Below are 18,557 nucleotides of genomic sequence, written 5' to 3' on the forward strand. Positions count from 1 at the left end.
CGCCGCAGCATGCACCCGCCCCCGCAAATTGCGGATTGTGGGGCCCGCTTATGACGATTAGTGCAAGTGAAGCCCGGAAGCGCCTCTTTCCGCTCCTCGAACAGGTCAACACCGACCATGAGCCCGTGCGCATCACATCCAGAGCTGGAGATGCGGTGCTTATGTCGGCCGCCGACTACGACGCGTGGCAAGAGACGGTCTACTTACTGCGTTCACCTGAAAATGCACGCCGCCTCATGGAGGCTGTAGCCCGGGACAAGACCGGCCGCGCCGGCCCGACGGGCTATACGAAGTCGATCGACGAACTCAAGGAGTTGGCCGGCGGCCAGGAGTGCGGGGTATCAACTTCGATCCTGATGCCTGGGACGATTTCCTGTTTTGGTTAGCCTCCGACCGCAAGATGGCGCGTCGCATCACCCGACTCATCGGCGAAATCCAGCGCGAACCGTTCATGGGGATTGGAAAACCGGAACCGCTCAGGGGGGAACTGTCCGGGTACTGGTCCCGGCGGATTGACGACGAGCATCGGCTTGCGTACCGAGCAGACGACAACGAAGTCAAGATCTCAAAGCCCGATACCGCTACTAATGGGTGCCGCCACGTTGCCGCTGCCCCAGATTCGATGAGAACAGACAAGTGAACCCGCATTGGCCGGATGGGCAGATGCCCGGTTAGCTCAAACCCAGGTCTCCCAGGTGTCCGGGCGTGACGAACTGCGATAACGCATCCAGGTATTGCTGGGCGGCGGCACGGTACCGTTCGGCGGCACCACGGGTGTTCTCGTCGGCTGCCAGCAATTCCTGCTGCGCAGCGATCAGCAGACGGTTGGCTTCCATCTGACTGACGAGCTGGGCGCGAAGGTCATCGACGAGCGCGTCCGAGACCGGGGGAGGGGTGGGCGCCGGGCGGCCCGGCAGCTCGTCTTCATAGACATACCAGCGCAGGCGCTCGGGACGCGGTAGCGCGCCGCCGCGGATCCGGCCCGTCGTGATCGCCCGGATTACCGTGCGCGGGTCTTTGTTGAGTCGGGCCGCAGCCTCGGACAACGGCACCACACGACCCTGCGGGGTCGTCTCAACCCCGGGGGGCGGCCGCTTCGGCTCCGAGGACATATGGCTCCGCCCAGCTCACGCGCATAACATCACACTAGGGACATATTAGCGACATCACGACAAACGCATTGGCCCAGATGCCGCAAATTAACGGCATTCATGTCGTAAACTAGCGGCAAGCACCAATCGGGATAGGCCAGATCAACGCGGCGAAGGAGCGAATGTGGGGCGATCGAAGTCCGAGGCTGTCAGCCGGCGCAAGTCCGAGACCCGTCGGCTGACCGAACTGATTGCCGTGCGCTTCACCCCGGCGGACAAGCTCGAACTCGAACAAGTCGCTGGCCAACGCGGCATCACCGTGCAACAGCTGCTGCGCGAAAGCGTCCTGACCAGTGCCCGCGCGGCATCGTGACGGCCGTGCCGGTCAGCCGGTGAGGCGCCGGGCTGCGGTCAAGATCCGCCCGACTGTGCTGTGATGGACTTCCAGTCGCCGGCCGATGGTGCTGGGCGGTGTCCCGGCGGCGTGTGCGGCCAGCACCGCGGCGACGATCGCTGGATCCTTCGACGTGACCCCGCTGCGGACCAGCTCGTCGGCGGCGGGCCTCCACCGCACCACCGCCGCTGAATCCACCGAATCCCCGGCCGTGTCCGGAACCGGGGCCAGCAGCCGTTCAGCCGGCTTCGACGATGCGGGCTGCTCGGTGCGCGCAACCTCGCGCCCGGCGCTGCGGGATTGCGGGCCCGCGGATGGAGCGGCGTCCGCATCTTTCGACATCGTCGACCTGCGGTCGCCGCCCGCGCCACTGCGCTGCCTGCCGGCCGGCTTCGCGCGGCGCGCGTCGACAGATGCTTTTCGCGGGGGAGTGAGCGACAACAATCCCAACGTCGCGTTGGCGATCGACACATCGATCGCAACCGGCCCCAGCCATGCCCGATCCGGCAGCATCCCTAACGCCACCGCAAGGTCGCGCAGCGCGTCAAACGACAACACGAATGCACAACCCGTCAAGGCGATCGTCATCGCGAGCGCACACCAATAGATGACGCCGGCTCGCCGAGTCTTGACCAGCAGAGCCACCGAATGGGTCGAGGCCAGCAGCACCGCCGGCGGGAACCACGCGGAATTGCATCAGATGCATGATGTGCTTGGGATGCGAAGTCGATGTTCGACATAGGGAGCGTACTCCAGCGTGATGTGCACGGGGGCTTCCGAACTGCGGGTTTCTGACGTAGATTGCATGTGATGCACGTTTAGTGCATTGGAAGGTTGGGGGTGGTGGGCAGGAAACGCGAATTGCCGGCGCCCGGTTCGGCGCATCTGGAGTTGGCGCCTGGTGTGCGGCATCTTCATCCCGAGGACGACATGGTGCGGGCGATGTTGTCGGGGTGGGCCAAGCAGCAGTTGGGTGGGCGGTTGTGTGCGGAAAACACGGTGAAGGTACGGGCCTCGTGCGTCGGTGAGTTCATCGAGTTTTCGGGAGCGTATCCGTGGGAGTGGACGGCCCGGATGATGGATGAGTGGAGCGCGCATCTGGTGGGGTCGCTTTCTCGGGCGAAGTCCACGATCCGTCAGAAGCAGGGCGCGGTCCGGCTGTTCTGTAGCTTCATCACCTCGCCCTATTACGACTGGCCGACGCAGTGTGAACTGTGGTTCGGCGATCATCCGACGCAGATCTGTCACGAGTGGAACACCTCGGCGCATCTTGTCGATTACGAGGGTGATCCGGGCCGTCGGCCGTTCACCCGCAAGGAGCTTCAGGATTTCCTTGATTGCGCCGACGCGCAGGTCGAGAAGGCTCGCCGGTCGCGGCGTAAGGGCACGTTGGCCGCCTATCGGGACACGACGATGTTCAAGGTGATGTACGGCTGGGGTTTGCGGATCAACGAGCTGTGTCGGCTCGATCTGGCCGACATGTATCGCAATCCGCACGCTCCCGAATTGGGGCAGTGTGGGTTTCTGCATGTCCGGTACGGGAAGGCCTCGCGAGGGTCGCCGCCCAAGAGGCGGACGGTGCCGACGTTGATGCCGTGGGCGGCGGAGGCACTGTTGGACTATGTCAACAACATTCGACCGTTGTATGAGCCTGGGCAGAAGCAGGCGCTGTGGCTGACCGAACGGCGCTCGCAGGTGAAGGTGCGGACGTTGACCGGCACCTTCGACGACATCCGGGATGAGGTGGGCTTGGATCGCAAGCTCACCCCGCACTGTTTTCGGCATTCGTTCATCAGCCACATGACCGAGGACGGCGTGGATCCACGGTTCCTGCAGGAAATTTCCGGTCACCGGTTCGCCAGTACCACCGGCATCTATACCCATGTCACCGGCGAGTTCATGAACAAGATGCTCACCGACGCGCTGGGGCGGGTGTCCAGCTTTGGAGAGGGACACCAATGACCGCCGATTACCACTGGCATCTGCGCAGGCTGATGGCCGAACGCGGACTGTTCAACACGACAGCGTTGCGGCCACTGCTGGCCGAACGCGGGGTGCAGCTGTCGGCCAGCCAGGTCTACCGGCTCGTGACCGAGAAACCGGAACGGTTGAGCCTGCCCACCCTGGTGGCCCTCGTGGACATTCTGGGGTGTGCGATGGACGAGTTGATCGAGATCGTGCCCGCCACAGCTGCCTCGGCGAAGAAGGCCGCGGGCGCAGCGGAGCGCAGCAAACCGGTCAGGACGCGGGAACTTGGTGGCCACCGCCCCGTCCGGGCCAAGATCGTCGACGCGGATTCCTAGGCCGGCGGATGCGCGGAAACCGCAGCGAGTTCGTGACGGTGATCGTCACGGCAGTGGGCGCGATCGAGCCGCACCTGAGCCACGACGATGTCCGCACCGCGATCGAGGGGATGGGCCTGTCGGCCGCGCAGTTGCAGAGGCTGTCTAGAACGCTGCGGCGCGACGGTAGCGTGCTCACCGGGCCCGGCGGCAGCGACTGCGCCGCCGACATCGAGCCGCTGATCCTGTGTCTGCGCCAACTCGGCGCCATGCGTGTTCGAGCGCCGCGGTGTGCCCTGTGCGGCAATGATTCGGAAATCTATTCGCGCAAGCTCAAGAAGCGCATCTGCCGAGCCTGTTCGATGCAGGGTTGGCAACCGGCTGTCGGTGAATGCCCGGGCTGCGGCGCGGTGGACAAGTTGATCTACCGGCCGCGGCACGGCGATGGCCTGTTGTGTCGGAGGTGCAAGCCCGAACCCGACGTCGATCACGCCGCCAAGGTTCGTGACGGTATCGCGCAACTGCGGACCGGGCTGTCGGCCACTGAGGTTGACCGGGTGGCGTCGGTGTTCGGCACGGCGGTCGCGCAGCGCGAGCTTAACTGGATCTTGCAGGACACCCCCGGAGTGTTTCGCGGTGAGATCGCCCACCGCTCGGCGGTCTCGGTGCGGCTCGCCGAACTACTTGTCGCTGCCGGTGCCGACAATGTGCGCCTTCCGCAGTGCCCGTTGTGTTTTCGCACCGTGAAGCTCGGCAGCCAGATTGACGGGTTGCGCTGCTGCCATACCTGTTGGGGTCACCACTTCAGCCGCGGCACCTGCGCTCGTTGCGGTCGCCAGCGTCACCTCATCAATTATCACGGTGCCGGCGAGCGCCTCTGTCACCGTTGTTTCGAGCATGATCCGGTCAATCATGAGCCGTGTACACGGTGCGGTCGGGTGGACTTCATCAACCACCATGACGGCCAAGCGAAGCTCTGCCGGCGCTGCTACCCGGCACCCACCGCGGTCTGCAGCTCGTGCGGACGTACTCGCCCATGCACCCGCACCCGGACGGGAAAGCCCATCTGCGGCACCTGCTCCGCCAAACAACGCCCACCCCAACCCTGTTCGGTATGCGGCAACATCCGCTCCGTGCACACCCGGACTGACGCCGGTGAGCCGGTGTGTAACCCGTGCGCACGAAGTCGGGAACCGTGCGCGCGGTGCGGCAAAACCCTGGCGGTCTCGGCGCGGCTTGCCGGGGTCGGGCCGCTGTGCTCGGCCTGCCTACTACGTGAACCCGCCTACTTCACCGACTGTGCGCAATGCGGCGCCCATGGACGCACGTACCACCGTGGGCTGTGCCCGGCCTGCGCCTGTCCCGGTGAGCTCCGCGAATTGTTCGCCAAGAACGGCGAATTGAGCGGCGCCGCCAGCCGCATCGTCGAGGCGTTGCTGCAATGTGACGCCATGCCGGTGCTGCGATGGGTCAGGCGCATGCGATCGAACAGTGAACTGCCCGCGCAGCTCGCCGAACTCGGCGACACCCTCAGCCACCACGACCTCGATGACCTACCGGCCAGCAAATCCGTGGAATGGCTGCGCAACATCCTGGTGAACGCCGAGGTGCTGCCACCCCGCGACCCCTATCTGCACCGCACCGAGCAGTACATCGCCGCCCGGCTGGCCACTATCAGCAACCGCGACGATCGTGCAGCCGTCCGCGCATTCACCGAATGGAATCACCTGCGTAAACTGCGGGCCCGCGCCGACCAAGGACCACTCAAACGCAACCACGGGCTGGCCGCCCAAGCCATGACTGCCGCCATCGTCGACTTCGTGTCCGAACTCAACGCGCACGGACTGGCGTTGGCCTCATGCCAGCAAGAGTTTGTCGACGACTGGTTGGTGCGCAACCCCACGCGCCGCCAGATCCACCAATTCCTCGCCTGGGCGGTCCACCGTGGCTACGCCCACGACGTCGCGGCTCCCGTACCGCAAACCCGCCGCACCCGCCACACCCTGCCCGGCGACGACGAACGATGGCGCCTGATCCAATACCTGATCGAACACCCCGATTTGGAGACGCGCGATCGGGTCGCCGGGCTGCTCGTGCTGCTCTACAGCCAACCCGCAGCCCGCCTGGTCACCCTCAAGGTTGCCGACGTCACCATCACCGACGACGCGGTCCAACTCACCCTCGGCGCGGTCCCGCTCACCGTGCCCAGCCCCGTCGACCGCCTGCTCGCCGATCTCGTGCAGCAGCGCCGCGGATACGCCGCGGTCACCGTGGGCACCAATCCATGGCTGTTTCCCGGAGGACGCTCCGGTGGGCACCTGTCCGCCAACCAAGTGGGGTTGCGGCTCAAACGAATTGGCATCTCCCCCCGGATCGCCCGCAACACCGCGCTGATCGACCTCGCCGGTGAACTGCCCGCTGTCGTGCTCGCGAAACTCCTCGGGTTCAGCGTCAAACGCGCCGTCACCTGGAGCGAAGAAGCTGGCAACACTCGCCCCCGCTACGCCGCCGAGGTCGCCCGCCGCAACTCGTGATGACGCGATGTCAAGGCCGCCACGGACTGGGCCTCGTCCCCGGGAATGGAACCCTTGCGCAAGGCAGGCGCCGATTATCAGCCACCTCCTCCTAAGCGGATGGCTCTGTTCCGACAGTCCCGACGAAGTGCAGCCTCGGGATCGTCGTCTCTGGCCGCACCGCTCCGAGGAGCGCGCAGGGTACTGTGGAGGGTGTTGAGCGGCATCTCGGTTGAGTGAACACGCTTGACGGAATGGGAAAATCATGAACGGCCCCACGACGTTTCGCACGCCCTACGAAAAGCGCGTTGAACTCGTCAAACAAACACTGATCACATCGGCGATATTCGACGACGATAGTGCTGGCAAGCTCGCCGTCCAGGTGCTACGTGCGCTGGACTCAATTCCTGAGAAGATCCGCTAGGCGATTCGTCGACATGCCAGGGGAATCCGACGCGGTGCGATGCTGAGCGCTGTCCGCAGCGTCCGGCCCTGACCCGCCTGTGTAGGGCATGAGCACGACCGACACGACGGATTGGTTTGGGGCCGGTGTCGGCGGGAACCCGTGGTGCAGCGGCGGATGAGTGGTCGTAATCGAAGTTCGCCGTTAGGCGTCACAGAAAAAAGCGACCTCGGGTTAAGCAGTCAGCGCGGTTCTGTGGCGTCGCACTTGAATGTCGCGGTCGCGGTCGCACAACGTGTCAGTCAACCGGGGCCGGTGCCAGAAGAGTCGGCCCCGGTGGGCCGGACCGTTGGTTGACTGGTTGCGCCTGGCTGGGCCCGGGGATAGTACCGGCGATGACTGGGAATCGTTGCTTCGCAATACATCTTGGAGAACAGGACACTGCGCGCGATGTCGCACTGTTTCACGTTGGGCTGCCGGGATTGTTCGACGAGTAGGTCCAGGAGTTTGCTGGGCGTCTAGATTTGGGGTGTTGGCTGACGGCAGCAACAACTGAACAGTGTGTTCAACGTGCAGTCGGAGCTGTTTGCTCGCCTATCATCGAGTGATGCATTTATCGGCGCGGTTCGCAGGCGGCGGCACCAGAGGCCACCATTACTGCGGAGCAGGTGCTCGGATCGATGATTTGCATCAATTTGCGGGGCAACTCAAAACGGGTCGAGGGCCAGGAGACCGATCCGCCGGCGGTGTGGATGCGCCTGGTCGTTCTCGGAGTGAAGTTTCGTGAGGCCTACGGTGTTGATGCCCGGGTGACCGATCCCGACGTTGAGGGGACGGGCAGCGGCGACGCCAGTCCGGCGCCCGTGTCCTGAACCGGTGATCCGCCGCCGGCTGTTCTGGATGTGTTAACGGAAGGTGTTCTCCGACACCGTATTCATCGGACTCTCCCTGTGTGGATGGGTGATCTGAATTCCCTGGGCACTTGCGGCGACGCACTCAGGGTGGGCCGTTGTCGAGGAGTCGGCAGGGCGGCGTCGGCGTAGTGTGGCCTTTGATGGGTGAGCTGCCGTGCGCCAAAGTGGATGTCGGCTGGTCGGTCGGTGTGCACCGCGGCCGGCACCAGCGCGACGCGGTGTTGAGGGGGGTGGCTACGGTGGCGGCGTCGCGGTAGTCGAAGGGTCAAGCCCGCCTGACGCCAACAGCTATTTGTAAGGCGCCCTTCGTGGTTCCTTCGCACAATCCGTCATATGCGTCCTCGCCTATCGCTATTTTGTGTGACTGCGAGTATCGTTAAACATGTTGGTGTTCGGTCGTGCAGATTGCCCATGGGGTTTGGAGCATCGATTCATAGATCGATTGGCTCGGCCATAGACGGGAGCGTTCATATGACGCTACGAGCGGTCGAGAATCCGCAACGGAAGCAGGGCCCGTTCCGTACTCCGAGATTTCGGTTGAAACCCACGGAACCCCAAAGCGGTTATGTTGATGGGGCCTGGTGGCCCCGCAGCGATGACCTCAGCGCAGAGCTGCCAGACCTGTTGGCAGTGCTCTCGGTGCGCCTGGGCCGCATCGAACGGGTACTCTATCGATTGTCGGACTGGCGGTCTGCGCCGCGAAAACTCGACGCTGGTGGCGGTCCGGTCAAGTTGGATGGATATGAGCGCCAACCTATCTCAACCGTCAGCCTGCTAGGATCAGGATTCCGTCGACTCGATCTGCTGGTCGTGGCTGTGTGCGCGGATGCCTCCGATGCGCATGCGACGATGATGAGGGCCGCACATCCCAGCGACGAGACGTGTGTAGATCGGCTTCTGGGGATCCAACCGCGCGTCCGAATCAGCTTGGATCGGGCTGGCGTTGCCCAGCAGCGCTGGGCTTCAGGGATCTCCAAACCACGCAGTGCTTTCCCGAATTCCCATCCGGCGAAGGCTTCTGAAGAATGGGATGCTGGCGATATCGCCAGGGATCGGATTTGACCATGACTGTGCAAGTAACCCGCAACGATGGGCTCACTGATGAGTTTGCGCGCTTCGGTGACCGCTACGTCAAGCACGCCGACGGGTCGTTGGAGGTTGTCCGTGCTGGAACAATGCAGCCCGTGACCTATCCGGTGGGCGGCTGGACTGAGGTGGCCGGTGACGAGAAGCGGAAGCGGCACGGGCTGTTTCGTCACCGCTCATAGTGCCCGGCATGTCCTCCCTCGGATGCGGGGCCGCGGGCGAGGTTCCGGCGTCAGCCGGGGAGCTGCGCCAGCCGTGGGGAAGCTGTAGTTCCGCCTTCTGATTCCCAGCGTTCTTGTGCGGTGGAGGCCTGGGTGCGGCTGTCCCGGTCTCGCTGGCTGATCGTGAGCAATCCGTCGACGGTCGCGGCGTTGCGAGGTTGTGCCGCGGTCATCATGGTGCGGTGGGCGTCGTTCGCGTCGGTGTCGGGCGGAATCACCAATAGCGTGAGTCGGTCACCCTCGAGCCCGAGAACTTCGATGGTGTTGATCGGCTGAAGCCGGTACCCGTCTAGGCGTACCGCCCGTCCTCCGGTGGCGAGCTTTCGTGGCGCGTCCGCCCAGGCGTTCAGGTGGTATAGCACTCGGTCGATGCGGCCCAGGCGCACCGAGAGCACTGCCAACAGGTCTGGCAGCTCTGCGCTGAGGTCATCGCTGCGGGGCCACCAGGCGCCATCGACATAGCCGCTTTGGGGTGCTTTGGGTTTTAACCGGAGGCGCGGCGTGCGCGCCGGCACGATGGTGTTCTGATCGTTTCTGCGTGTCTGCTGTGGCGTCATGGCGACGCTCCCATCTGGACCGCGTGATGCGGCCATATCACTTCGAATCAGCGATGCCACACTCGAACTGGCTGTGTGTACGAAATACCACCGATGGTGTTGATCCTACGCCGGTCCAGCTCCGAATGGAGGCCGCGGTCTAGCGATTTGTTTGCGCCGTGCCGACGGTGGCTCTCAGCCCCCGTCAGATCCATTACGACGGGTTGCCAACGTACCGTGGGCGCCGGGCGCGACGGCGGCGGTCTCGGCGATGAGGTGATCCACGACGTCGAACAGGTCATTGCGCGTGCGCATGGCGCGACGCTGCCTGGCCGCCGAGCTGCCCTGCGTAAGAGCCTTGCGCGCCAGGCCCTCAACGGCCTGCCAATCCCCGGATGCCTCCAGCTGTGGGCGGAGCATCTGGACCAAGTCGGTAACCACATCGCCGGCGGGGCGACTCGCCGGATGTATCAAGTCCACCAGGTCACCTTCCAGTCCTGACCGGACGGCTCGCCACAGCGCGGCACGGCCGAGCGGGGGCACCACTATGGCGGCAGGCACTCCGGTGCGTAGTCCCTGGATCTCGCGTTCGACGAGCGCGCGGAATAGCGCCGTGATGAGCACAATGGTGTCGGCGCGTGGACAGCTATCGCACACGCGCAGTTCCAAGGTGGGAGTTCGCAGGGCGGGGCGAACGTCGAAATACGACATCCCCGCATCGGTGATCACTCCGGTCGCAATGAGATTGGAGATCAACGTGTCGTACTCCGCGGCTGACGTGGCCGGAGGCGCTAATCCGGTGGTCGGCCATCGCTGCCATACCAATGTTCGGACGCTGCTGTAGCCGGTGTCAGATCCGTCGGACCAGAACGGCGAACTCGCGCTCAAGGCAAGCAGAGTGGGAACATAGGCGGCTACCCGACCGGCCACCAGGACAGATTCATCACGGTCGTCGATTCCCACGTGTATCTGGGTTCCACAGATCAGTTGTTCGCGTGCCAACAGCTGATAGTCGGCAAGCATCTGCTGATAACGGGAAGTCTGGGTCACGTGCATCTCGCTGGGCACCGACAACGGAACCGCCCCAGCGGCAACCACGCCCAACCCGAGCGTAGCGGCGGTATCGACGAGGACTCGACGCCGCTCAGTCAGATCGGCCCGCAGTTCCGCAAGCGTACTGACCACACTGCCGTTGGTCTCCACGACACAGCTCTGCAATTCGGCCACATAACCGTCAGACAGCAGTCCAAGCAGCTCTGGTGCCCGCGGTGCCAGCCGCCGGGTGGTGAGGTCGACAAGGTGGAACTCTTCCTCTATGCCGACCGTCCGGGGCATCGTGGATAATGTCAATTGTCTTGGCTTTCCTTGTGATCGGCATTCACATGCTCATGGGGCGCATGTCGGAAAGTATCCATCGTGTCCGCTCGGTCCCATTGGGTCGTCGAGCTGCTCAGGGAGGTTCGGCGACGCGTTGTGGCGGACGCCGTCCCGTTGAGGCAGGCCCCATGCTGGGGTCGCTCAGATGTCGGCTTCTGACCGCGCGCAGTGCTGAGGTCGGCGGCCTCGTCAGCCCACGCCTCGCGCTGTCGAAATCGCGGTGGGTCTCCCTGTTTGACGGATTGGTGGGTGTTGTCGGGCGCCGCAGGGGCGAACTTTGCGGTGTTTGTTGCCCGCTACCCATGCGAAGATTGCGATGGGCACGGTCGTGGCGAACACGACGAGTACGACGAAAACGGCACTGCTGGTGGACATATCGGCTCCTTGCGAGTTGGTGAGGCATGAGTTCTGCACGCAGCGTGGCGGTTTGGTCGGTGCCATCTGCGGCTGTGCAGTCTCGAAGTGGTAGTGCTCGACTGTCGGGTCACGGGGCCGATCGTGGCCGTCGACTCGATGCCGTCGGCCACCGACCCACGGGCCGGTCAGTAGTAGTGACGCCGGCCGCCGATGGCGTGACCGGTGCGCCCCATCAGCATGAGTAGCAGGCCCACGACCAGCAGGATGACCCCGATGACCAGGACAACATGGGCGAACGCGAATGTGGGGGCAAGGCTCGGGAGGAGCAGCCCCAAAACAATAAGGACAATTCCGAAGATGATCATGATAGTTACCTAAGTCTCGTGGAGATGATCGGGGCGGATGTGCCCGGGATCAGTGTTTGAAAGCGTCATTGAGCTTGTCGCCTGCCTGTTTGGCGTTGCCTTTGACATGGCCGGCGCGTCCCTCGGCCCGCATGCCGGTGTTGCCGGTGGCGCGGCCGAAGACCTTCTTCGCGCTGCCCTTGGCGGCTTCGAACTTGTGGGCAATCTTTGCAGCCACTCTCATTGCGGACTCCTTGGGTTCTCGGTGTTCATAACCCGCGAACGCGGGATGAAGACATGGGCGAGACTGGTTGCCGGGCGAGCCAGCGACATCTCCAGATCGTGGCGGGCGGCTCGCCCTGTCCCGCGGAACGCCGTACACCGGCTGGCTGCACGCTCAAGCCGAGCGTCGAAATGCGCCAACGAAGACCCCGAGGACGGAGGGGTGCGCGTCGGCGCGGTGATGTCATCGCCGAATGCGGCGCCATTCGCGGCCGATAGGCCAGCGAGCCCGTGTTGGTCAGCACCCCGGTGAACCCCACGACCACCGGCGAGCAAGGCAACCGGTCCAACGATGTCGATCATGGCGGCGCCTCTACTGATGCTTAGAAGTCCAGTACACGCCACATCGTCGAGCTTGTCAACGGTGTATATCTACGGCATAGACATACTGTGTCAACAGCCTGGAGGTGACTCGGCATTGCGATGTCTACAGTGTAGGCCTACGGTGGAGATCAACACTGGAGATACGCCCGGAAGGCGGCAGCATCCATGACCCAACCACCAGCAGGCCTTGCAAGTTCCGCGCCCGAATCCCGCAACAACGAGGCCGACGGTGAGAGCAGGCCGATCACCCGTGCGGCGGTCCTGGCCAGCGCCCTGGAGATCATTGACCGCGACGGCGTCGACGGGCTCTCGATGCGGCGGCTCGGCGAGGCCGTCGGGCGCGACCCGATGGCACTGTATCGGCATGTGCCGAACAAGGCCGCGGTGCTCGACGGCGTCGTCGAGATGGTCTTCGAACGGCTTTCGCTGGACACCACAACGCCGGACTGGGCCGCTGCACTACGCAAGCTCGGCCACGAATTCCGAGATCTGGCACGTGCGCACCCCAACGTGGTGCCGTTGTTGGTCACCCGGCCGCTGGCCACACCGCTTGGGATGCGCCCACCGGGAATCCTGCGGCATCTCGAAGAGGTTCTGACCCTGCTCATCGGGGCCGGGTTCACCGGGGAGGACGCGTTGCACGTCTACCGGGCGTTGTTCGGGTTCCTGTACGGGCACGTACTTACCGAACTGCAGGAAATCGTCGAGCGGCCGGAGGAAACCGACCACGTCTTGCGGCTGGGTCTACACCGGCTTCCGATCGACCAGTTTGGGCACCTACGCGAACTCGCACCGGTCTGGGCTTCCTACGACCCACTGGCTGAACTCGACCGCGGACTCGACATTCTGCTCAGCGGACTGGCCGTGCGCCTCACGATCCCCGGCGCCGCTCCCGCGGACACCACCGAGCCTCAACAAGGCGACCACGAACGGACGTGACCTCGATGACACGCAGCAAGCTTTCCAAACTCACCGTCGTTCTGTGCGAATAGGTATGACCCCCAAACTATTTGCAGACTTGGGCAAGACGACGATGGCGATAACAGACGCAGCCGAATACGCTCACCTGCGGGAGGTGGACCTCGAGGCGCTTGGTGTCGCACTGGAGGCAATCCGTCGCGACATCGAGAATTCGCGCGGTGAACAAGATCGGACATACATTCAGCGGGCCATCGCGTTTCAGCGCGGCCTCGACCTCGCGGCACGGCTTGTGATCGCCGCCAGCCGAAGCGGGCCCGGCTGGGCACTGGGAACCGCCGCGCTGGCCACCGCGAAGAGCATCGAGAACATGGAGCTCGGTCACAACATCTGCCACGGTCAATGGGATTGGATGAACGACCCGGAAATCCACTCCAGCACCTGGGAGTGGGACATGGTCGGCGTCTCCTCACAGTGGCGCTATGCCCACAACTACCGCCACCACGTGTTTACGAACGTCATCGGCGAGGACGACGACCTCGGATACGGCATCATGCGGGTCACCCGTGATCAGCAGTGGCGGTGCAGCAATCTATTGCAGCCGCTACGAAGCGTATTGCTGGCCATCATGTTCGAGTGGGGCATCGCGCTGCAGGGTTGGGAGTCGCAGCAGAAGCGCGCCGCCAAGTCCGCGCTCACCCGAGCCTTGGTGCAGAAAGTGGCGTGCCAGGCCGGCAAGGACTATCTGATCTTTCCCGCGCTGAGTCTTCGACGATGGCGCCGCACGCTCACCGCGAACGCGGCCGCCAACCTGCTGCGAAATGTGTGGGCCTACGTGGTGATCTGCTGCGGACACCTCGGCGAGGACACACAGAAGTTCGCGCCCGACGCACTGAACGATGAGTCCAAATCCGAATGGTATCTGCGACAAATGCTTGGCACTGCGAACTTCCGCGCCGGGCCGGTGTTGGCATTCCTCAGCGGAAACCTCTGCTACCAGATTGAGCATCACCTCTTTCCGGATCTCCCGAGCAACCGCTACGCGCAGATCGCACCACAAGTGCGGTCCATATGCGCACGCTTCGACCTGCCGTACACGACCGGTCCGCTCGCACGCCAATACCTAGGGACCGTGCGCACCATCTTCAAGCTCGCACTCCCGGATCGGCTTCCCGCCCCCGATGCTGACGGAATGGACGCCCACAAACCTGACCACCTCGATGACGCACACCAGACAATGAAGGTCGGATCCACCGCTATTTAGACAGTCCCAGCCTCTCGGATTCGGGTGCGTACTGATGTTCCCGCTCGTCGAGGTGATGCGGCAGGGCTGTTTCGAGGAACGCCGTTTGATGACACGGCCTAGTCTGGGTCTCAGGTTCATGTGGACGTGGCCAAGCTCGGAGGCAGGCAGCGCAGCAGGCCCGGCGCACTCGAAGTCGGCCCGATCCCAGGAGGGCACAAATGTTTACATTCCTCAAACCCATCGCGGGTTTCCGCGTGACGTTTTCGGCGATGTTCAAGAAGCCAGTCACTGAGGGGTATCCGGAGAAGCCGGGCCCGGTGGCGCCGCGCTACCACGGCCGCCATCAGCTCAACCGATGGCCCGACGGGTTGGAGAAGTGCATCGGGTGTGAGCTGTGCGCGTGGGCCTGCCCGGCCGACGCGATTTTCGTGGAGGGCGCCGATAACACCGAGGCCGAACGTTTTTCGCCGGGCGAGCGCTACGGGCGGGTGTATCAGATCAATTACCTGCGCTGCATCGGCTGCGGGTTCTGCATCGAGGCTTGCCCGACGCGGGCCCTGACGATGATCAACGACTACGAAATGGCCGACGACAACCGCGCCGACCTGATCTACGGCAAGGACCAGCTGCTGGCGCCACTGCAGCCCGGTATGGCGGCCCCGCCGCACCCGATGGCGCCTGGCAGCACCGAACGCGACTACTACCTCGACAACATCGCCGCGGCGAACAGGGAAGCCCGGTGACCACGTCGTTGACCGCGGACACGCGGACCCGTACCTCCGCCAAACGAAGTGATGCTGTTGGCGTCGGGCGTTGCGCTCTGTTGGCCGTCGCTGAGTATGCAGATGATGCCGTCACTGTCGGTGCGGACGTGATATCGGGAGTTGGTCTGCAAAGTGACGGGTTGGTCGGCGCGGCGACGTGATGGTCGTCGTGGTGACGGGCGCCGGCGGGGTGCCGAACGGCGCTCCCGATGGCTCGCGGGGGCCATGATGAGGCTCAGGCCGGTGGCGACAAGAGGCGACCTCGGGTGTAGGCCCGATCAGGGTCCAGGGCGGGTCGTCGATGCCCTACCGGTGGCGTTCACAGTAGGCGGCTGCCGACAGGATCGACAACGCGTGATGCAGCAGGTTGCGGTGTTGCGCAGCGAACATCAGGGTCCAGTTCCAGTGGCTGTCGGGTGGCGCCTTGGTAGATGCGTTCCAGGTGTGCCGCTGGTAGGCGCCGCAGCCAGCGCCGCACCGTGGACACGGGCCGATCGACGGCGACCGCGATGCGCCGGGTGTCGAAGTCCATTTGGCTTGTGCAGCAATGCTGTTCCGATCGCCGCGGTGGTGTCGGCGTGACGTGGTTGCAGGGCTGCGGGTATCACGCTATGCGTTGATGAGCACGATCGCATCGGGTGCGAGGGGGTCGCACCGTCACCGTGGTGCTGTCGCGGTCGCGCACGGTGCGCCGCCGGCCCGTATCCCCAGGCGACCAGCTGGCCGGGGCGGCAGCGCGGGCAGCGTAGTTCGCCGTCGGCGAGTAGGTGCTCGGCGAGTTCGGCGGTGCGGGCAACGATCACCGTGCAGCCAGTCCATGACACATCAGCCTTGCCTATCGCCCGCGGGCGGGTACAGGGGTCAGTTCGTGTTGGACGACACCAGATTTGGATCAGCCGCCGTCACTGCCGCCGACGACCAGACGAATCTCCACTGCGCCGAGACCGAATCGGCAAGTTGGTGGCGCCGCCGGACAGCCGGGCCGATCGTGGGCACAGTGATGATGCAGACGACGGTCAGCCGGGCCGATCGTGGGCACAGTGATGATGCAGACGACGGTCAGCCCCGACATCGGTTATCGGCAAGACAAATGATAAATATCCCGCCGTGGTCGTCACACACAGGGACGGTCAACAATCGTGTCGGAGCTCACCGTCTCGGATCGCCACGATTGAGCGGACAGCAGCTGTCCGAACGTGTCCGCGAAGTCGCGGGAACCCAGGTCGAAATCGATATGGCTGGCCGACAATGCCATCCCCAGCAGCGCTGCCAACAGCATCTCCACAATCGTGGCAGGCTCGGTTTCGAGGACAGCTCACCGGTGTCGAGGGCATCGGTGAGCGCCCACGACAAGAACCGTCTGCGGCCGGCCACCAGGCCGTGCTCGGCGGCGACGAGTTCGGGGTGGCGCCGCGACTCGAGCGCCGAGGTCACAAGGAACGCCGCCCCGGACCGATCCTCGGACCGCGGGTGCCGCTACACACGCTCCACGCTCAGCTGTCGCGGATCCACGCCTTCAGGTAACCCGGCTGCCGAACGGTGCTCTGAATCCGTTGTGCAACAAGAACATCGATGGCCATAACCGCACGCCCCACCGTTAGCAGGTTGTACACGAAGGGCGGAGTCCGCCGACACGGCCATGCCAGTACCGGGATATCTGCCCGAACGCGCTATTCGGACGATTTCAATAACGCCAGTTACCAATTACCACCGCGGCGGCGGCCGCGAGCTTCACCATTCCGCTCGGCGCGTTCAAGATTGCATGCGCCACATTGCCCGCCACCGAGACACCCGCCGCCAGGATCAGCCACGCCCAGAAAAAGCGCGCCGCACCACGTGTCGTGGCGTCGATCCCCCGCGTGCCGTCGGTCGCCGTGCTCATCAGTCTCCTTCCCGCCTGCCGAATTCGCCTGCTGCAATACCGATCTGCACAGCCGGCCACTGCCATCGACCCGCGGCCCGTTAGCGCACCACACCCACACGAGCGGCCTTTCCTCAGCGTATTCACCCGCCCGGGATGCTTTGTGCACAAAATTGTCGTGCGCGCCGCCACGCCCGACCCGCGCCGAGCTGGTCGGTGTAGCCAATCAAGACCGTGGCACACCGGCGCCAAACGGTGAACAACGAGGGCGGGCGAAACAAGCGCTCTCACAACATCAACAAGCGGCGGACCGCCGAAATCGCCTGCGGCACTGAGACCTCAGCACTGCCAGACCCGGGCAGACTACGCCGCCGGAGGTATATCTGGAACGACTTACAATCCCAGGGCGGCCGCCCACCTGTCGTTGATGGCAACCAGCTCATCTATGCCTACATGTTCGCCCACCGGTCGCGGGGATGTCACGGTCGATCGGGTCGGCGGTGCGTGCGTGTCTGTGCGCGGCGCCGCCCGGCGCTGGACCCCGGCCTGGACACCGTCGCCGGTGCTGTCGGTGACCGGCGTCGCCGACGGCGCATTCTTGCGGTCCGCGTGCAGCCGGGCGTAAACCGTGCGAGCGATGCGCCGTTTGACCCTCTGCATCGCTGCACCGTGGGTGTCGTGCTCATCATCGCGCCGCCGTCGGTAATACGGTTCCGCCGGCCCGCCCTTTTTGATTTGGATCATGCCTATCTGATGCAGTGCGGCGTTGAGCGCTCTGTTGCCTGACTTATAGGACCGCAGCCGACGGGGGCCCGACCCGGACCAATGTGGGCTCGGTGCCAGACCACAATAGGCGGCGAATGCCGCCTCGCTCTTAAACCTGTTGAGGTCCGCCGCTTCTCCGATGATGCGGGCTGCCATCAGCGTGCTGCATCCATATAAGGCGATCAGTGACGGCGCCGTTTCCCGGATCGTCGCGGCCAGCCGCCGCTCGAGGGCGTTGATAGTCGGGGTCACGGCGATGATATCGGCCAGTTCGTCGCGGGCAATCTCGGCCACCAGTCCGGGCTGGTTGTCCAGCCACTGTGCCAGCGCGTCTTGCTGCGTGCGCCAAATCAACGCCCCCCGACGAAGTCGATGTGTTGGATCGAGTTCGTGTACCCGCCACAAAAGCCGCTGGATCATCCCGGTTCGGTAGTGCACGAGGTCGTCTCGTCGATCGGCGAGCAACCGTAGCTCACGCGACAACGGATCATGGGTGGCGACCGGAAGGTCGGGTTCCTGCAGCGCGGCGCGGGCCACCGCCAAAGCATCGATGGGATCAGATTTTCCGAAAGTGCGCGCCGACTTGCGGGTTCCGGCCATCAACTTCGTCGGCACCCGGATCACGCGTTGGCCACCGGCGGTCATCAGGTCCCGTTCCAGGCGGGCGGTCATGGCGCGAACATCCTCGACAGCCCACACGACATCGGTGCCAAAGTTGGTGTGCGCCCAGCGCATGGCGGCAAGGTGGCCTGCGGTCGTCGCATCGACAGTCTTCTCGCCAAGCTTGCGGCCACGATGGTCTATGGCGACCATCGTGTGGGTGCGTTTGTGCGCGTCGATCCCAATGACGATCACAAGCGCTGCTCCTCTTCGCCGGTG

General features: G+C 64.2%; 20 protein-coding genes and 2 pseudogenes. 13 read left to right on the plus strand and 9 right to left on the minus strand.

The window, feature by feature from the left end; genetic code table 11:
• The first annotated feature begins 50 nt into the window (after positions 1–50).
• Together G6N47_RS26240 and G6N47_RS26245 are read left to right on the plus strand one after the other, a co-directional pair.
• A complete protein-coding gene (locus tag G6N47_RS26240) occupies positions 51–386 on the plus strand; it encodes a type II toxin-antitoxin system Phd/YefM family antitoxin (RefSeq protein WP_083132663.1) in 336 nt (111 codons plus the stop codon).
• Positions 332–588 (plus strand): annotated as a pseudogene (locus G6N47_RS26245) (Txe/YoeB family addiction module toxin). Before G6N47_RS26240 ends, G6N47_RS26245 begins: the two are co-directional and overlap by 55 nt.
• 83 nt (positions 589–671) lie before the next feature.
• Here the strand turns inward: G6N47_RS26245 and G6N47_RS26250 are convergent.
• A complete protein-coding gene (locus tag G6N47_RS26250) occupies positions 672–1,052 on the minus strand; it encodes a hypothetical protein (RefSeq protein ID WP_232080423.1) in 381 nt (126 codons plus the stop codon).
• Between the two features lie 223 nt (positions 1,053–1,275).
• Here G6N47_RS26250 and G6N47_RS26255 point away from each other — a divergent pair, with 223 nt between their 5' ends.
• Positions 1,276–1,464 (plus strand): plasmid mobilization protein, encoded by a 189-nt coding sequence (locus G6N47_RS26255; protein ID WP_083132665.1) that lies wholly within the window; start codon positions 1,276–1,278, stop codon positions 1,462–1,464.
• Between the two features lie 12 nt (positions 1,465–1,476).
• On the opposite strand, the gene G6N47_RS26260 is transcribed toward G6N47_RS26255, so the two are convergent.
• Positions 1,477–2,154, minus strand: a complete 678-nt coding sequence (locus G6N47_RS26260; protein ID WP_083132666.1) for a DUF2637 domain-containing protein — start codon at positions 2,152–2,154, stop codon at positions 1,477–1,479.
• A 222-nt stretch (positions 2,155–2,376) separates the two neighbouring features.
• Here G6N47_RS26260 and G6N47_RS26265 point away from each other — a divergent pair, with 222 nt between their 5' ends.
• From G6N47_RS26265 to G6N47_RS26290, 7 genes are all read left to right on the plus strand, one after another.
• Entirely contained in the window at positions 2,377–3,447 is a 1,071-nt protein-coding gene (locus tag G6N47_RS26265) for a tyrosine-type recombinase/integrase (RefSeq protein ID WP_169717270.1), read from the plus strand.
• The gene (locus tag G6N47_RS26270; RefSeq protein ID WP_007172382.1) at positions 3,444–3,788 is read left to right on the plus strand and encodes a helix-turn-helix domain-containing protein; all 345 of its coding nucleotides are present in this window, start codon (positions 3,444–3,446) and stop codon (positions 3,786–3,788) included. The genes G6N47_RS26265 and G6N47_RS26270 overlap by 4 nt, the downstream gene beginning before the upstream one ends.
• Positions 3,789–3,796: 8 nt before the next feature.
• Positions 3,797–6,301: a site-specific integrase gene (locus G6N47_RS30230; RefSeq protein WP_083132667.1), complete on the plus strand. Its 2,505-nt coding sequence runs from the start codon at positions 3,797–3,799 to the stop codon at positions 6,299–6,301.
• A 244-nt stretch (positions 6,302–6,545) separates the two neighbouring features.
• A complete protein-coding gene (locus tag G6N47_RS29250; RefSeq protein WP_007172386.1) occupies positions 6,546–6,704 on the plus strand; it encodes a DUF6307 family protein in 159 nt (52 codons plus the stop codon).
• A gap of 659 nt (positions 6,705–7,363) precedes the next feature.
• Entirely contained in the window at positions 7,364–7,555 is a 192-nt protein-coding gene (locus G6N47_RS26280; RefSeq protein WP_007172387.1) for a hypothetical protein, read from the plus strand.
• 513 nt (positions 7,556–8,068) lie between these two features.
• Positions 8,069–8,659, plus strand: a complete 591-nt coding sequence (locus G6N47_RS29955; RefSeq protein ID WP_081245406.1) for a DUF5994 family protein — start codon at positions 8,069–8,071, stop codon at positions 8,657–8,659.
• A gap of 2 nt (positions 8,660–8,661) precedes the next feature.
• Positions 8,662–8,865 carry a hypothetical protein gene (locus tag G6N47_RS26290; RefSeq protein WP_003874696.1) on the plus strand — a complete coding sequence of 68 codons (204 nt, stop codon included), beginning with the start codon at positions 8,662–8,664 and terminating at the stop codon, positions 8,863–8,865.
• Positions 8,866–8,915: 50 nt separating this feature from the next.
• On the opposite strand, the gene G6N47_RS26295 is transcribed toward G6N47_RS26290, so the two are convergent.
• From G6N47_RS26295 to G6N47_RS26310, 4 genes are all read right to left on the minus strand, one after another.
• Positions 8,916–9,461, minus strand: a complete 546-nt coding sequence (locus G6N47_RS26295) for a DUF5994 family protein (RefSeq protein ID WP_007172389.1) — start codon at positions 9,459–9,461, stop codon at positions 8,916–8,918.
• 174 nt (positions 9,462–9,635) lie between these two features.
• On the minus strand, positions 9,636–10,775 hold the full coding sequence (locus G6N47_RS26300; protein ID WP_083132668.1) for a carboxylate-amine ligase: 1,140 nt from the start codon (positions 10,773–10,775) through the stop codon (positions 9,636–9,638).
• Between the two features lie 584 nt (positions 10,776–11,359).
• Complete coding sequence (locus G6N47_RS26305) at positions 11,360–11,539, minus strand: DUF6131 family protein (protein ID WP_003874699.1); 180 nt, start codon at positions 11,537–11,539, stop codon at positions 11,360–11,362.
• Positions 11,540–11,588: 49 nt separating this feature from the next.
• Complete coding sequence (locus G6N47_RS26310) at positions 11,589–11,756, minus strand: CsbD family protein (protein ID WP_179966488.1); 168 nt, start codon at positions 11,754–11,756, stop codon at positions 11,589–11,591.
• Positions 11,757–12,289: 533 nt separating this feature from the next.
• Between G6N47_RS26310 and G6N47_RS26315 the strand changes: the two genes are divergently transcribed.
• The 3 genes from G6N47_RS26315 (at position 12,290) to nuoI (ending at position 15,031) form a co-directional block, all read left to right on the plus strand.
• On the plus strand, positions 12,290–13,063 hold the full coding sequence (locus G6N47_RS26315; protein ID WP_003876843.1) for a TetR/AcrR family transcriptional regulator: 774 nt from the start codon (positions 12,290–12,292) through the stop codon (positions 13,061–13,063).
• A 94-nt stretch (positions 13,064–13,157) separates the two neighbouring features.
• Positions 13,158–14,306 carry a fatty acid desaturase family protein gene (locus tag G6N47_RS26320; RefSeq protein ID WP_083132800.1) on the plus strand — a complete coding sequence of 383 codons (1,149 nt, stop codon included), beginning with the start codon at positions 13,158–13,160 and terminating at the stop codon, positions 14,304–14,306.
• Between the two features lie 200 nt (positions 14,307–14,506).
• Positions 14,507–15,031, plus strand: coding sequence for an NADH-quinone oxidoreductase subunit NuoI (gene nuoI, locus G6N47_RS26325; RefSeq protein ID WP_033725479.1), 525 nt, complete (start codon positions 14,507–14,509; stop codon positions 15,029–15,031).
• A 1,135-nt stretch (positions 15,032–16,166) separates the two neighbouring features.
• Here the strand turns inward: nuoI and G6N47_RS26335 are convergent.
• The 3 genes and pseudogenes from G6N47_RS26335 to G6N47_RS26345 all read right to left on the minus strand — a co-directional run.
• Positions 16,167–16,337, minus strand: coding sequence for a hypothetical protein (locus G6N47_RS26335; RefSeq protein ID WP_062894593.1), 171 nt, complete (start codon positions 16,335–16,337; stop codon positions 16,167–16,169).
• 399 nt (positions 16,338–16,736) lie between these two features.
• A complete protein-coding gene (locus G6N47_RS26340) occupies positions 16,737–16,934 on the minus strand; it encodes a hypothetical protein (RefSeq protein WP_083132671.1) in 198 nt (65 codons plus the stop codon).
• A gap of 573 nt (positions 16,935–17,507) precedes the next feature.
• Positions 17,508–18,533: pseudogene (locus tag G6N47_RS26345) on the minus strand (IS110 family RNA-guided transposase); the annotation flags it as partial.
• Positions 18,534–18,557: the final 24 nt, after the last annotated feature.

This window comes from Mycobacterium branderi (assembly GCF_010728725.1).
In the GTDB taxonomy this organism is placed as follows: domain Bacteria; phylum Actinomycetota; class Actinomycetes; order Mycobacteriales; family Mycobacteriaceae; genus Mycobacterium; species Mycobacterium branderi.

Bases quoted from the DNA above. Each gene is read 5' to 3' on its own strand.
- G6N47_RS26240 (WP_083132663.1), top strand. From the start codon at position 51: ATGACGATTAGTGCAAGTGAAGCCCGGAAGCGCCTCTTTCCGCTCCTC.
- G6N47_RS26270 (WP_007172382.1), top strand. From the start codon at position 3,444: ATGACCGCCGATTACCACTGGCATCTGCGCAGGCTGATGGCCGAACGC.
- G6N47_RS30230 (WP_083132667.1), top strand. From the start codon at position 3,797: ATGCGCGGAAACCGCAGCGAGTTCGTGACGGTGATCGTCACGGCAGTG.
- G6N47_RS29250 (WP_007172386.1), top strand. From the start codon at position 6,546: ATGAACGGCCCCACGACGTTTCGCACGCCCTACGAAAAGCGCGTTGAA.
- G6N47_RS26280 (WP_007172387.1), top strand. From the start codon at position 7,364: ATGATTTGCATCAATTTGCGGGGCAACTCAAAACGGGTCGAGGGCCAG.
- G6N47_RS29955 (WP_081245406.1), top strand. From the start codon at position 8,069: ATGACGCTACGAGCGGTCGAGAATCCGCAACGGAAGCAGGGCCCGTTC.
- G6N47_RS26290 (WP_003874696.1), top strand. From the start codon at position 8,662: ATGACTGTGCAAGTAACCCGCAACGATGGGCTCACTGATGAGTTTGCG.
- G6N47_RS26295 (WP_007172389.1), bottom strand. From the start codon at position 9,461: ATGACGCCACAGCAGACACGCAGAAACGATCAGAACACCATCGTGCCG.
- G6N47_RS26300 (WP_083132668.1), bottom strand. From the start codon at position 10,775: ATGCCCCGGACGGTCGGCATAGAGGAAGAGTTCCACCTTGTCGACCTC.
- G6N47_RS26305 (WP_003874699.1), bottom strand. From the start codon at position 11,539: ATGATCATCTTCGGAATTGTCCTTATTGTTTTGGGGCTGCTCCTCCCG.
- G6N47_RS26315 (WP_003876843.1), top strand. From the start codon at position 12,290: ATGACCCAACCACCAGCAGGCCTTGCAAGTTCCGCGCCCGAATCCCGC.
- G6N47_RS26320 (WP_083132800.1), top strand. From the start codon at position 13,158: ATGGCGATAACAGACGCAGCCGAATACGCTCACCTGCGGGAGGTGGAC.
- nuoI (WP_033725479.1), top strand. From the start codon at position 14,507: ATGTTTACATTCCTCAAACCCATCGCGGGTTTCCGCGTGACGTTTTCG.
- G6N47_RS26340 (WP_083132671.1), bottom strand. From the start codon at position 16,934: ATGAGCACGGCGACCGACGGCACGCGGGGGATCGACGCCACGACACGT.